The following is a 13,514-nucleotide window of genomic DNA, read 5'->3' as shown; positions in this document are numbered from 1 at the left end:
CGACTCTGCCCGAGTCCGTCCGCAGCGGGCCAGGGATTTCGCGCAGAGCGGATCAGGCCAGCGGGGTCAGCAGCCGGTGCGGCTCCCGCAGCGCGACGCTCACCGGGTCGTCCCGGAGGCCGGGCTTCGCGCCGGGGCCGAGGCTCACCATCAGGTCCGCCGGGCCCGGGACGGTCCGGCAGCGCGGGCAGAGCCCGGACTCGGTGACGGCCGTGCCGCAGTCCGCGTGGCTGAAGACGCGCCGCGGCCCGGCGGGCGGCCCGAACTCGTGCTCGCCCCACTGCGCCAGCGCGAACACCGCGGGCCACAGGGCGATGCCGCGCTCGGTGAGGACGTACTCGTGGCCGGACGGCCGCGGCCGCCGTTCGAGCAGGCCCGCGGCGACCAGGGACTTCAGCCGGTCGGTGAGGACGGCGCGCGGGATGTCCAGGTGCGCGCACAGGTCGCCGAACCGCCGGACGCCGTAGAAGAAGTCCCGCAGGACGAGCAGCGTCCACCGTTCGCCGACGACCTCCAGCGCCCGCGCCAGTGAGCAGTCCTGGGTCGCGTAGTCCTTGCCGAGTGCCACGACCCAAGCATAGCGACTGGTTCAGTTATTGAACTGCTGCTGCTAGGGTCACTGCTAGTTCATTGACTGAACTGGAGGGGTGATGGCAACGCTGGTGATCGCGTGCGCCGCGGCGTTCCTGGTGCTGGTGAACTTCACCGCGCCGCTCGCCACGCTCGGCGAGATCGCGGACGAGCTCGGGGCGGGGCCCGCCGGGCAGACGTGGATCCTCGGGAGCATCAGCCTCGGGCTGGCCGCGGCGCTGCTGATCGCGGGGAGTCTCGCGGACACATTCGGCCGCAGGCGGGTGTTCGTGCTGGGCGGCGCGGGGCTCGCGGCCGGCAGCGTGCTGTGCGCGCTGGCGCCGGCGACCTGGGCGTTCGTCCTGGGGCGCATAGTGCAGGGCGTGGCCGGGGCGGCGTTGCTGGTGTCCAGCCTCGGGCTCATCGCGCACGCCCACCCGGCCGGGGCGGCGCGCGTGCGGGCGACGGGGATGTGGGGCGCGATGCTCGGCGGTGGGATCACGGTCGGGCCGGTGATGGCCGCGCTGCTGACCGCGCCGGCGGGCTGGCGGTCGGTGTACTGGCTGATCGCGCTGCTCGGCGCGGCGGTGGCGGCCGCAGGCGCCCGGTTGCCGGAGTCCCGGGGGATCCCGCGGCCGACGGACTTCGCGGGCCTGCTGACGCTGGGGCCGGGGATCGCGCTACTGGTCGCGGCCCTGACCGAGGCCCGTGCGGGCTGGGGCGCGGATGTGTTGGTCTGGGCGGCGCCCGCGGTGGTCCTGCTGGCCGTGTTCGTCGTGGTCGAGCTGCGGGTCGCGGAGCCGATGATCGACCTGAGGCTGCTGCGTGCCCCGGCCTTCCGCGCGGCCACGACGGGAGCGCTGACCAGCGGGATCGCGGTCGTGTCGTTCATGACGTTCCTGCCCAGCCTGTTGCACCGGCTGCTCGGGCTGACCCCGCTCGCCGCGGCGGCGGTGGCGTCGATCTGGTCGGGCGTGTCGTTCGTGGTGGCCGCCCAGGCCCGGCGGGTGACGGTACGGCTGGGCGACCGCCGCCAGGCCGCGCTGGGGCTCGGCCTGTGCGCGGCCGGGGAGCTGGCCACGCTGGGGCTGACCACGCAGTCGTCGTGGTGGCACTTCGTGCCCGGGCTGGCCGTCGCGGGCGTGGGAACCGGCCTGTCGAACGCGGCGCTGGCCGGGCTCTCGGTGCGAACCGTGCCGCCCGACCGAGCCGCGATGGGCACCGGGGCCAACAACACGGCCCGCTACGTCGGATCGGCGCTGGGGATCGCCCTGGTCGCGGTCGTGCTGGCCGCGGCGCCCGGCCCTGGCGGGGTGAACTACGCGGCGGCGATCACGGGCGCGCTCGCGCTGCTCGGCGCTGTGCTGACAGCCCTGGGCCGGGAGCGCGTTCCGGAGCACGGGCTGGTGAGCAGCGGACGGGGCTAGCGGGTCGTCCTCCGTCCGCTGCTCGCCGTCATCGCGCCAGGAGGTCGCGCAGCGCCTTGATCACCTCCGCCGGACCCTCCTCCGCCATGAAGTGGCCCGAGGTCACCGTGCGGTGGTCGAGGTCCGGCGCCCACTTCCGCCACACCGCTGCGGCGTCGTAGCCGAGTGCGGCGCCCCAGTCCTGCTGCAGCACGGTCACCGGCATCGTCAGGTGGCGGCCGGCTTCGCGGTCGGCGGTGTCGTGCGTGATGTCGATCCCGGCGGTCGCCCGGTAGTCGGCGACGATCGAGGTCACCGCTTCGCGGGAGGCGCGCAGGTACTCGGCCCGCACGTCCGCCGGGATCGCGTCCGGGTTCTGCGTCCACGCGTCCAGGAAGTAGCCGAAGAACTCGTCCGGCACAGCGGCGATCATTTTCTCCGCCAGTCCGGGCGGCTGCGCCATCAGGTACAGGTGGAACCCGACGGCCGCGCTCGCGCCGTGCATCACGTCCCACATGTCCAGCGTGGGCAGCACGTCCAGCGACGCCAGGTGCGTCACCGCGTCCGGGTGGTCCAGTCCGGCGCGGATCGCGACCAGCGCGCCGCGGTCGTGCCCGGCCAGCGCGAACCGCGGGTGCCCGAACGCGCGGGCCACCGCCACGACGTCGGCGGCCATCGTGCGCTTGGAGTACGTCTCGCCGGTGTCCGCGGGCTTGTCGCTGTCGCCGTAACCGCGCAGGTCCGGCACGATCACGGTGTGGTCGGCGACGAGGTCGGCGGCCACGTGCCGCCACATCAGGTGGGTCTGCGGGAAGCCGTGCAACAGCACGACCGGGCTGCCGGAGCCGCCGATGGCCACGTTGAGTGAAACGCCCTCGGCGACGGGAACCCGCTGGTAGTCGAATCCGGTGATCTGCATGGCACCGAGCTTGCGCCGGCCCGGTCAGCAACGGATCAGCACGCGCTCAGCGGCTACAGTGCGTGGTGATGGGCTCGTCCGTGCGGTTCGCGGTGCTCGGCCCGCTGATCGCCGAGGCCGGGCGCGGTCCGCTCGACCTCAAGGGGCCGCGGCACCGGGCCGTTCTCGCGCGCCTGCTGATCGCCCGCGGCCGGGTGGTGCCGGTCGACCGCCTCGTCGACGACCTGTGGGACGACCCGCCCGACGGCGCGGTCGGAGCCATCCAGACCTTCATCGCGGCGTTGCGCCGCGCCTTGGAACCCGACCGGCCGCCGCGCACCCCCGCTGAGTTGCTCGTGACCACCGGCGGCGGCTACGCGCTGCGCGCCGAGGAGGTCGACGCCTGGCGCTTCGAGGAGGCGGTCACGAAGTCCGCCGGCCTCGCACCGGCCGAAGCACTGTCCCTTGTGGACGAGGCGCTGGGTCTGTGGCGGGGTCCCGCCTACGCCGAGTTCGCCGATCAGGGTTGGGCACGCGCGGAGATCGCGCGCCTGGACGAGCTGCGCCTGCTCGCCGTGGAACGCCGGGCGGACGCGTTGCTGGGCCTCGGACGTGCCGCCGAAGCCGTGCCCGACCTGGAGGCCCACACCGGCGCGCACCCGCTGCGGGAGAACGGGTGGCGGCTGCTCGCGCTCGCGCTGTACCGGGCCGGTCGTCAGGGCGACGCGCTCGCCGCGCTGCGCCGGGCACGGCAGGCGCTGGCCGACGAACTGGGCGTCGACCCCGGGCCGGACCTGCGCGAGCTGGAGGCGGGCATCCTCGCGCAGGCGCCCGAGCTGCGGGGTGCCGCGCCGGGTTCGGGCACGCTCGTCGGGCGGGACGGTGAGCTGGCGCGGCTCGTCGAGGCCGCCGGGCGGGCGCCCCTGGTCCTCATCTCCGGGGAGGCGGGCGCGGGCAAGACCGCGCTCGCCGAAGCGTTCACCGCCGAGATGGAAGCGCGGGGCTGGTCCACCGCGTGGGGCGTCAACCCCGAGCACGAAGGCGTGCCTGCCGCCTGGCCGTGGACGCGGATCCTCGACGCGCTCGGCATCGCGCCCCCGGCCGAACCGAACCGCTTCCAGTGGCACCGCGCCGTGCGCGAGCGGCTCGCCGCGCGAGGCAAGCTGCTGCTGGTCCTCGACGACCTGCACTGGGCGGGCGAGGAGACCTTGGCGCTGCTGTCCGCGCTGGTCACCGATCCGCTGCCGGGGCCGGTGCTGATCGTCGCCACCTACCGCAGCACCGACGTCGCCCCCGCCCTCGCCGGCTTCCTCGGCCGCATCGCGCGGGCCGAGCCGGTGCGGATCTACCTCGGCGGCCTGCCCGCGGACGCGGTGCCGGCCCTCGTGCGGGCCACCACCGGCCGGGACATCGACGCCGGCACCGCCCGGACGATCCACCAGCGCAGCGGCGGCAACCCGTTCTTCGTGCGTGAACTGGCACGCGTGCTCGACACCGGAGGCGCGCTCTCGGCGGTGCCGCCCGGCGTGCGGGACGTGGTCCGGTACCGCGTCGCGCAGCTGCCCGACGCGGTCCAGGCCGTGCTGCGACAGGCCGCGGTCATCGGCACCGAGGTCGACCTGGACCTCCTGCCCGGCGACGCCCTCGACGCGCTGGAACTCGCCGCCGAACGCGGTTTCCTCGTCGAACACGGGCCGGGCCGGTTCCGCTTCGCGCACGCGCTCGTTCGCGACACGCTCTACCAGGACCTGTCCCGCTCGCGCCGGGCGCGGTTGCACGCGCGGATCGGCGAGGCGATCGAGCGCCTGCGGCCCGGGGACGTCGCCGCGCTGGCGCACCACTTCCTGCTCGCCGAGGCGCCCGCCGCGGTGCGGTACGCGCGCGCCGCGGCCGAGGACGCCGAGCGCCGGTTCGCCCCGCACGAGGCCGCGCGGCTGTGGCAGGCCGCGCTCGACCACGCCGATCGTCGCGCGCCCGCTGACGCGGATGGTGGCGCGGCCGCCGGCGTGCCGGAGCGGCTCGAGCTGATCATGGGCCTGGTGCGGGCGCTGGCCGTGGCCGGCGAGCTCGATCGCGCCCGCAAGCACCGGGCCGAGGCGCTCACCCTGGCCGAGCAGGTCGGCGACCCCGCGCTGACCGCACGCGTGCTCGCCGCGTTCGACGTGCCCGCGATCTGGACCGCGCACGACGATCCCGAGCTGGCCCAGCGGATCGCCGACGTGACCGAGCGGACCCTGGACGCGTTGCCACCGGGCGAAGACGCGGTGCGCGCGCGCCTGCTCGCCACGCTTGCCCTCGAACTGCGCAACACCGCGGGCGACCGGGGACCGCGGGCGGCGCGGGAAGCCGAGGCACTGGCCCGGCGCCTCGACGATCCCGCCCTGCTCGCGTTCGCGTTGAACGCCAGGTTCATGCAGTCGTTCGAGCGGGCCGGGCTCGCGCCGGAGCGGGCCCGCATCGGGCGGGAGCTGGTCGAGCTGGCCCGGCGCCACGAGCTGGTGGCGTTCGAGGTGCTCGGCCACCTCGTGCTCATGCAGGCCGCCTCGGCCCTCGCCGACTTCCCGGCCGCCGACCGCCACACGCAGGCGGCCGACGAGCTCGGCGAGAAGCACGAGATCCCGCTCGTCGGCGTGTTCACGCAGTGGTACCGGGCGATGCGGACGTCCGCGGCCGGGCGACCCGCCGAGGCGGCGTACCGCGCGGCGGCAGCCCGGCTGGCAGGCACCGGGATGTCCGGAGTGGACAGTGGGATCCTCGGCTTCGCCCTGCTGTGCGATCGCCTCCAGCGCGGCGCCGACCCCGGGCACGACCTCGACTTCGGCGCCTACGAGCCGTGGTGCCGTCCCGTGGTGGCCGACGACGGGTCGGAGATCCCGCCCTCTCCGCGCGACCTGCTCTTCGAGGCCCGCACGTGCCTGCACGCCCTGGTCGCGATCCGCCGCGGCGACCGCGCGACGATGGCCCGCCTGCACGCCGAACTGCTCCCCGCGGCGGGCGAACTGGCCGGCGCGGGCAGCGGACTGCTCACGCTCGGCCCGGTCAGCCGGTACCTGGACGAGCTCGCCCGCCACAGCGCCTGAGCTCGCGTCAGGCCGCCGGGCGGCTCGCTCCCGCGTAGTCGTCCGTCCGCGTGCGGTACGTCGCGATCTGGATGGCCATGCCCTGCGTCGGCGCGTTGATCATCAGGCCGTTGCCCAGGTAGAGCCCCACGTGGTGGATGCGCGTCGCCGGGTTGCCGTAGAACACCAGGTCGCCCATCTTCGGCTCGGCGACCGCCGGGGTGGACCGGAACTGCATGTCCGCGGTGCGCAGCAGGTTCACGCCCGCCGCGTCGTAGGCGGCCTTCGTCAGCCCCGAGCAGTCGAACCCGGCCGCGCCCGCGTCCGGGCCGTTGCCGCCCCACACGTAGGGCAGGCCGAGCTGGTCGAGGGCGAACCGGGTGGCCCGCACCGACGGCGCGGACGCCGACGCCGGGGCCAGCGACAGCTGCGCGTACAGCTGGGCGTTGCCGAGCGCCTGCTGGCGGAACAGGTCCGAGTCGCGGTAGTGCTCGATCGCCTTCCACCAGCCCTGCCCGGACTGCAGGTCGGTGTTCCCGGCGCACAGGGTGCGGCCCGCGGCGACGGACGCGTCGTCGATGTCCTGGATGTCGCCCCGCCCGCCGGCCCGCTGCCACTCGGCCTGGGTGAGCTGCATCGGCCCGCCGCGCGACTCCGTCGCGGCCTCACCGGCGGCGCCGGTCAGCGGCACCGCGCCGAGCGCCTTCGTCAGCGTCCCGTCCGCGGCGAGCGATCCGCCGCCGAACCGGCCGTGGTTCGTGCTGGCCTTGCCGATCCCGGCGAGCGTCACCCACGACAGGTGGCAGCCCGGGTCCTCCTCGCGCAACGTCAGCTCGCCCGTCGCGTACCCGATCAGCGCGCGCTCCGGGATGTCCAGCGGCCCGCTCAGCCCGGCCGCCCACTTCTCCAGCTCGCTGCGGCCCTGCTCCTGGGGCGCCTGCGCCTGCACCGGCGCGTTCGGCTCGAGCACGGTCGGCGCGGAGGCCAGCGCCGCGTTGCCCGACGGCGGCTCGGGTGGCACCACGTCGGCGGCGGCCCGCACCTGTTCCCCCGGCGGCTCGACCAGCAGCCACCCGCAGGTGCCGACGGCGGCGACGAGGATCAGCGCGATCAGGGCACGCCCGGCGGCGGCCCGCCCCCAGGATCGGAAACGCATGGTCACCTCGCCAACACTAAAAGACAACGACCGCCGCGGACACAGTGATCCAACGACCGGACCCCCTCGTGCGTGACGGAGGGCGAATAGGCTTCCCACATGAACGCGATCAACGCCGGGCGGCTGCGCGCCGAACTGCTGGCCCCGCAGGGTCCGTACGCGGCGCTGGACGTCGTCCCCAGCACCGGTTCCACCAACGCCGACCTGCGGCGGGCGAGCGTCGAGGGCGCGGCGGACCGGACGGTGCTGATCGCCGAGGAGCAGACCTCCGGCGTCGGCAGGCGTGCCCGGGTGTGGGCGTCCCCCAAGGGCAGTGGCATCTATCTCAGCGTGCTGCTCCGCCCGGTGGAGGTCCCGTTCAGCGCACTCGGCTCACTGGCGATCGCGGCCGGGCTCGCGGTGACCGACCTGACCGCCGAACTGGGTGTCGACGCCGTCCTCAAGTGGCCCAACGACGTGCTCGCCGGCCCGGACCGCGGCAAGTGCGCCGGCATCCTGTCCGAGGCCGTCGCCGGGGACGAGCTGGGCGTGGTGCTCGGCATCGGGCTCAACGTCCGCCCGCTCGGCCCGGGTGTCGAGCCGGGCGCCGGCGGGCTGCTGGCGACGTCGCTGGCCGAGCAGGGCGCCCGCACCACCGACCGCACCGACGTCGCCGCGCTGCTGCTGGCCGCGCTCGCCGACCGGGAGGACCGCTGGCGCGCCGCGGGCGGCGACCTCGCGAAGGCCGGCCTGCTGGACGACTACCGGGCGCGCTGCGAGACCCTCGGTCAGGAGGTGCGGGTGCTGCTGCCGGGCGACCACGCGATCCTCGGCACGGCCGAGGACGTCGACGGCGCGGGCCAGCTGGAAGTGCGTGGCCAGGACGGCAAGCGGCACACCGTGTTCGCCGGAGACGTCGTGCACCTGCGCCCGGTACGGTGAAGCGGTCGCGAGAGGAGTTCGCAGTGGCCTACCCCGACGATCTGCTCAGCGAGAACGAGCAGGTCATAGTGCACAGCCATCCGCACGCGAAGATGCTGATCTGGCCGGTGACCGGTTTTCTCGTGACGCTGGGGCTGGGCATCTGGCTCGTCACACTCGCCGGCGACGCGCCCGCGCCGTGGAACGACGTGGCCCGCATCGCGATCGCCGTGGTCGCGGTGGTGCTGATCGTCTGGTTCTTCCTGGTGCCGCTGGTCCGCTGGCGCACCACCCACTTCATCGTCACGACCGACCGCCTCATCGTCCGCGAGGGCGTGATCAAGCGCACCGGCATCGACATCCCGCTGGGCCGGATCAGCAGCGTGCAGTTCGAGCACGGCATCGTGGACCGCCTCTTCGGCTGCGGAACGCTGGTGATCGAGTCCGCTTCGGACGAGCCGCTGCGCTTCGAGGACATCCCGCGCGTCGAGCGGGTGCACACGATGATCTACCGCCAGGTCAACGACAACCCGTACGACGACTTCCCCGGCGAGCAGGGACCGCAACCCCGTGGCCGCGGCGTCCGGTGATCTCACCCGATCCGGCGACCTGCGGATCACGGAGCTGACCGCGGGTGACTGGCCGCTGTTCGAGCGGCTGCTCGGCCCGAACGGGCTGCAGGGCGGCTGCTGGTGCGCCTGGTACCGGATGACCAGCAGGCAGTACCGCGAGACCGGTCCCGATGAGCACAAGGCGCACGTGCGCGACGAGGTGCGGGCCGGGAAACCGTTGGGGCTGCTGGGGATCCTCGACGACGAGCCGGTCGCCTGGGTCGCGGTCTCGCCCCGGCTGGACAACCCGCGCCTGGCCACCTCCCGGGTCGCCGCGCTGCCGGACGACGATCCCACGGACGTGTGGTCGGTGACGTGCTTCTACGTGCACCGCCGCGCCCGCGGGCAGGGCATCGCGGCGGCGATGCTGCGCGCCGCGACCCGGCACGCGTTCGACCGCGGCGCCCGCGTGGTCGAGGGATATCCGGTGGATGGCAGCAAAAAGCGTCCGGCGGGCGAGCTCTACCACGGCACGATCGAGATGTTCTCCGCGGCTGGTTTCGATTTGACCGCACGGCGCGACACGGTTCGGGCACTCATGCGTATTTCCGCTCGATGAGGCAACCTGATGCCGAGGGGGAACCGGAGCGCGCCGCCGCGCGTCCGAGTCCGAGCCGACTGCTGTACTCGCGAGGAGGGGTGCCGTGACCGAGCATCGGGCGCAGGTGGAGGAACTGCTCGCCGACTACCGCCGCAGCCGGGAGAACCTCGCGTCGGCGCAGCGCGATCTCGCGGCCGTCACCGCCTCGGCCAGCGACGCCGACGGGCTGATCACGGCGACCGTCGGTCCGCGCGGCACGCTGACTTCCCTGACCGTCGCGGACGGCGCGTACTGGCGGTACCGGCCGAACGAGCTGGCGCAGCAGATCGTGCGGGTCACCGCCGAAGCCACCGTGCGGGCGCTCGCGCGGGCCGGTGAGGTGCTGGCGCCCGTGCTGCCTGCGGGCACCGATCCGCAGGCGCTGCTGCTCGGCACCGGCGACCTCGACGCGACCGAGATCGCGCCGGCGAAACCCCGCCCAGCCCCGGACGAGGAGAGCCTCGAGGACCACCGCTGGATGACCCGATGAGCGCCGGTTTCGAGGCCGACGCGGACCGGCTCGCGGTCTCCTCCGGCGACTTCGGCAACCTCGCGGAGCGCGCGGCGGCGGTCGCGGAGCGGCTGGAGCGCGCCCTCGACGGCGCGCACGGGGCGTGGGGCGACGGCCCGGTCGGGCAGGCGATCGCGGCCTCGCACGTGCCGCCCGCCGAGGAAACCCTGGCCGGGCTGCGGAGCCTGTCCGGGCGGCTGACGGCGTTCGGGCAGACCGTCGGCGCGGCCGCCGGGCGATACCGCGGGTCCGAAGAGGACGCGCAGCAGGCGATCACCGACACGGCACAGGGGTAGCGCATGGGCATCGAGCTGCCGCGGGAACTCGCCGCCCTCGCCGCGGAAACCGGGCTGTCCTGGCCGGACGCGGACGAGGACAGGTTGCGTGAGCAGGCGTCCGCCTGGCGCGACGCGCACCGCGAGCTGACCGCGCTCGCCGCGGAGGCCGACCAGCAGGCGGGCACCGCGGTCGCCGCGCTGTCCCGGGACGCGGGCGACGCGGCCGGGCAGGCGTGGTCGGCGTTCGTCGACCCGGAGAACGGGCACCTCACCGTCGCCGCGCGTGGCGCCGCCGAAGCCGCCGACCGGCTGGAGAACGCGGCCGAGCAGGTCGGCGCCGCGAAGGTCGAACTGGTGCGGCAGCTCGTCGAGGCCGCGAAGAACCGGGACGCCAGCCTCGCCGCCGCGGAGAACGGCCACCCGACCGCGATCCTCGGCGTCGAGCCGATCCTGCGCGGCACCGCGGCGAACCTGGCGGTCGTGACGCACGGCCTCGCCGCGACCCTCGGGCCGGCGCCGGTCGGCTCGCTGGTCACCCCGCTCGTCGAGCCGAACCCGGGCGCACGCACGCCGGACGGCCAGGGCGCCCTGCTCGGGGTGGTCACCGGGCTGGCGCCGGAACTGGTGGCGCCGGTCGTCACGCCGTCGCCCGCGGTGCTCGGCAGCGCGCCGCCGGGTGCGCCGTCTGTGCCGTCTGTGCCGTCTGTGCCGTCTGCGGTGGCTTCGGCTGTGCTGACGCCGCCGGTGGTGCCGCCCGTGGTCCCCGAACCGGCCTTCGCCGACACCGACACCGGCCCGATCCAGCTGCCGGACCCGCCGACCCCGCCGTCGCTGCCGCAGTACGAGGGGCTGCTGGACTCCGGGGGCTTCGACGAGGTGCCGACGCCGTCGACCGGGCTGCCGAACGGAACCGTCGCCGCGGGGTTCGCCGATGCTGCCGTGCCGCCGGTGGGAATGCCGGGGATGCCGGGCGCGCCAGCTCCGGCCGCGCCCGCTCCGGCCGCCGGGTACGCGCCGGCAGCTCCCGCGGCCGGGTACGCGGCCCCCTTCGCGCCACAGGCACCAGCACCGCCACAAGCGCCGGTCGCGCCAGTCGCGCCGGGCCCGCGTCAGCCGTACCAGCCGTACCCGGAGCCCGCCCCGCGCGCGCCGGAGCCGATGGGCGCGCCGCGGCAGGAACGGGAAACGATCGTCGCGTTGTTCCGGGTCCACATGTTCCCGATCGGCCACCTGCCCGTGGCCACTGACAAGCCGGCGCGGCAGCTGCCCGCGCCGCCGTGCGAGGTCGACTACGCGCCGGGCCTGCGGTTCCCGCCGCACGACCACCCGCGCTCCGACCTGATCCGCACCGACGACGCGCTCGCGAAGGTCCAGGCCGGGTACGGCCGCCGTCCGTCGCCCGCCGGCACGCCCCCGGCCGGGGTGCTCGCCGGGTACGACCCGCTGGGCGGTCTGCACGAACGCGACTGGGACCGCCGGTTCCTCGCCGGGAAGCGCCGCGAGGTGCCGGAGTACGCGTGGCCGCCCGGCGAGCTGTACCCCGAGGGCGGCACCGCGGAGGGTGAGCCCGAGGTGCTGGCCGAGGGCGTGGTCCTGGACCGGTTCGGCGATCCGCGTGGCCGGGTGTTCGCGCCGGACGGCACCCCGTTCGCGCGGCGGTCGCTGCCGCCGCCGGTGCGCGACGCCGGCTACCGGCGGTACCGCGTGCTGCGGGACCTGCCGGTGTGGCGCGCGGTGTCGGCGCCGTGGTTCGGGCAGCCCGGCGGCGGCGAGCGGTACCGGGCGGTCTATTCGGCCGACGAGCTGGTCACCCTGGGGTATCTGGCGGACATCACGTTCGAGGAGGGCGCTGCGCAGTGAACGTCGAGTCGATCGTGCGGTGGCTGGCGGCCATCGGGGTGCCCGGCGAGGTGATCTCGATCGGCAAGGAGGCCGACAACGCGTGGTGCCTGCTGCGGGTCGAGGAGTCCGAAGAGGGCGGCCCGGTGTGGGAGGTGTTCTGGCGCGAGCAGGGCAACCGCTACGACTGGGCCAGGTTCACCAACGAGCAGGTCGCGTGCCACTACCTGTTCGGCAGGCTGGCGTGGTCGCAGGTCGCTCGCGGCGCGGTGGGGTTGCTGCCCGCGCCGGCTTAAGGCGAGCTGACGGCACCGTTAAGGAATTCGCGCTGGTGCTCGCGGGGCGCCGCCGTGATGCTCGACCCATGATCACCCCCGACACCAAGGACTGGACCTGGGTGCTGCGCGCGCCGTGCCCGGAATGCGGTTTCGACGCCGCGACCTTCGCGCGCGAAGACGTGCCCGCGATGCTGCGCGCGAACGTCGGCGCCTGGCGCGAGGCGCTGGGCAGGCCGGACGCGCGGGAGCGGCCGGCGCCGGACAAGTGGTCCGCCCTGGAGTACGGCTGCCACGTGCGGGACGTGTGCCGGATCTACCTGGAGCGCCTGCGGCTGATCCGCACGCAGGACGCCCCGTTGTTCCCGAACTGGGACCAGGACGCGACGGCGGTCGAGGACCGGTACGACACCCAGGACCCGCGGGTGGTGGCGGACGAGCTGGTCGCGGCGGCGGACCGGCTCGCCACGGCGCTCGCCGAGGTGAGTGGCGCGGAGTGGGACCGGACCGGCACCCGCAGCGACGGCGCGCACTTCACGATCGACACCTTCGCGCGCTACTTCATCCACGACCCGCTGCACCACCTCTGGGACGTGACCGGCGAGCGCTACCGCCGCAGGTAGCCGAGCGCCTCGTCGTGCAGGTGCCCGTTCGACGACAGCGCCGAGCCGCCGTCGAAGCGCTCCGCGCCGCTCAGGTCGGAAAACCGGCCGCCGGCTTCGGTGAGCAGGATCTGCATCGGCGCGACGTCCCACGGGTTGACGATCGGCTCGGCCGCCAGGTCGATCGCGCCCTCGGCGACCAGGCAGTGGTGCCAGAAGTCGCCGAACGCGCGGGTTTCCCAGCAGGCGTCGACGAGGCCCAGGTACGCCTCGCGCGAGTGGTACTCGGTCCACGAGCCCAGGTCCGTCGTGGACAAGTAGGCGTCGGACAGCGCGGACACCGCCGACACCGAGATCCGGCGCTCGCCCGCCGGGTCGCTCATCCACGCGCCCTCGCCCGCCGCGGCCCACCAGCGGCGGCCCAGCAGCGGCGCGCTGACCATGCCGACCACCGGCCGCCCGTCCTCGACCAGCGCGATCAACGTCGCCCACACCGGTCCGCCGCGCAGGAAGTTCTTCGTCCCGTCGATGGGGTCCAGCACCCACGCGCGGCCCGACTCCCAGGCCGTGCCGCCGCGCTCCTCGCCCGCCACGGCGTCGTCCGGGCGCTCCGCGGCGAGCACCTCGCGCACCGCGTCCTCGACCGCGGTGTCCGCGTCGGTGACCGGCGTGCGGTCCGGCTTGCTGCTGACCTTCAGGTCGCGGGCGCGGAACCGGGCCGTGGTGATCGAGTCCGCCGCGTCCGCGAGCTTCCCCGCCAGGATGAGATCGTCCGTGTAGCTCGCCACGCCACGATGTTTTCACGGGGCGCGGTCGTAGAGTTGGCCAG

Annotated in this window: 14 protein-coding genes; 10 read left to right on the top strand and 4 right to left on the bottom strand. The window is 74.8% G+C overall.

Annotated elements, in window-relative coordinates; translation table 11 throughout:
• Positions 1-52: 52 nt before the first annotated feature.
• A complete protein-coding gene (locus tag ACCP09_RS12725; RefSeq protein ID WP_027932459.1) occupies positions 53-568 on the bottom strand; it encodes a winged helix-turn-helix transcriptional regulator in 516 nt (171 codons plus the stop codon).
• Between the two features lie 82 nt (positions 569-650).
• On the opposite strand from ACCP09_RS12725, the gene ACCP09_RS12720 reads away from it, so the two are divergent.
• On the top strand, positions 651-1,997 hold the full coding sequence (locus tag ACCP09_RS12720) for an MFS transporter (protein ID WP_433746051.1): 1,347 nt from the start codon (positions 651-653) through the stop codon (positions 1,995-1,997).
• Between the two features lie 28 nt (positions 1,998-2,025).
• On the opposite strand, the gene ACCP09_RS12715 is transcribed toward ACCP09_RS12720, so the two are convergent.
• Positions 2,026-2,895 (bottom strand): alpha/beta fold hydrolase, encoded by an 870-nt coding sequence (locus ACCP09_RS12715; protein ID WP_027932457.1) that lies wholly within the window; start codon positions 2,893-2,895, stop codon positions 2,026-2,028.
• 68 nt (positions 2,896-2,963) lie between these two features.
• Between ACCP09_RS12715 and ACCP09_RS12710 the strand changes: the two genes are divergently transcribed.
• Positions 2,964-5,954, top strand: a complete 2,991-nt coding sequence (locus ACCP09_RS12710) for a BTAD domain-containing putative transcriptional regulator (protein WP_433746048.1) — start codon at positions 2,964-2,966, stop codon at positions 5,952-5,954.
• A 7-nt stretch (positions 5,955-5,961) separates the two neighbouring features.
• On the opposite strand, the gene ACCP09_RS12705 is transcribed toward ACCP09_RS12710, so the two are convergent.
• The gene (locus ACCP09_RS12705) at positions 5,962-7,089 is read right to left on the bottom strand and encodes an NlpC/P60 family protein (RefSeq protein ID WP_433746100.1); all 1,128 of its coding nucleotides are present in this window, start codon (positions 7,087-7,089) and stop codon (positions 5,962-5,964) included.
• A gap of 99 nt (positions 7,090-7,188) precedes the next feature.
• Here ACCP09_RS12705 and ACCP09_RS12700 point away from each other — a divergent pair, with 99 nt between their 5' ends.
• From ACCP09_RS12700 to ACCP09_RS12665, 8 genes are all read left to right on the top strand, one after another.
• Complete coding sequence (locus tag ACCP09_RS12700) at positions 7,189-8,010, top strand: biotin--[acetyl-CoA-carboxylase] ligase (RefSeq protein ID WP_433746045.1); 822 nt, start codon at positions 7,189-7,191, stop codon at positions 8,008-8,010.
• Positions 8,011-8,033: 23 nt separating this feature from the next.
• Positions 8,034-8,579, top strand: a complete 546-nt coding sequence (locus tag ACCP09_RS12695; protein ID WP_027932454.1) for a PH domain-containing protein — start codon at positions 8,034-8,036, stop codon at positions 8,577-8,579.
• Positions 8,560-9,159, top strand: coding sequence for a GNAT family N-acetyltransferase (locus ACCP09_RS12690; protein WP_123683882.1), 600 nt, complete (start codon positions 8,560-8,562; stop codon positions 9,157-9,159). The genes ACCP09_RS12695 and ACCP09_RS12690 overlap by 20 nt, the downstream gene beginning before the upstream one ends.
• A gap of 85 nt (positions 9,160-9,244) precedes the next feature.
• A complete protein-coding gene (locus ACCP09_RS12685; RefSeq protein WP_433746040.1) occupies positions 9,245-9,670 on the top strand; it encodes a YbaB/EbfC family nucleoid-associated protein in 426 nt (141 codons plus the stop codon).
• Complete coding sequence (locus ACCP09_RS12680) at positions 9,667-9,987, top strand: hypothetical protein (protein ID WP_027932452.1); 321 nt, start codon at positions 9,667-9,669, stop codon at positions 9,985-9,987. The genes ACCP09_RS12685 and ACCP09_RS12680 overlap by 4 nt, the downstream gene beginning before the upstream one ends.
• Positions 9,988-9,990: 3 nt before the next feature.
• On the top strand, positions 9,991-11,829 hold the full coding sequence (locus tag ACCP09_RS12675; RefSeq protein ID WP_433746037.1) for a TNT domain-containing protein: 1,839 nt from the start codon (positions 9,991-9,993) through the stop codon (positions 11,827-11,829).
• On the top strand, positions 11,826-12,104 hold the full coding sequence (locus tag ACCP09_RS12670; protein WP_017986852.1) for a hypothetical protein: 279 nt from the start codon (positions 11,826-11,828) through the stop codon (positions 12,102-12,104). Before ACCP09_RS12675 ends, ACCP09_RS12670 begins: the two co-directional genes overlap by 4 nt.
• Positions 12,105-12,172: 68 nt before the next feature.
• Complete coding sequence (locus ACCP09_RS12665; protein ID WP_433746034.1) at positions 12,173-12,706, top strand: DinB family protein; 534 nt, start codon at positions 12,173-12,175, stop codon at positions 12,704-12,706.
• Here ACCP09_RS12665 and hisN read toward each other — a convergent pair.
• A complete protein-coding gene (gene hisN / locus ACCP09_RS12660; RefSeq protein ID WP_378365751.1) occupies positions 12,691-13,473 on the bottom strand; it encodes a histidinol-phosphatase in 783 nt (260 codons plus the stop codon). The genes ACCP09_RS12665 and hisN overlap by 16 nt on opposite strands.
• Between the last annotated feature and the right edge of the window lie 41 nt (positions 13,474-13,514).

It is taken from the genome of Amycolatopsis sp. 3B14, from assembly GCF_050958625.1.
Taxonomy (GTDB): domain Bacteria; phylum Actinomycetota; class Actinomycetes; order Mycobacteriales; family Pseudonocardiaceae; genus Amycolatopsis_E; species Amycolatopsis_E thermoflava.
Note: the sequence above shows the minus strand (reverse complement) of the source record. Positions and strands in the feature narration are given on the sequence as shown.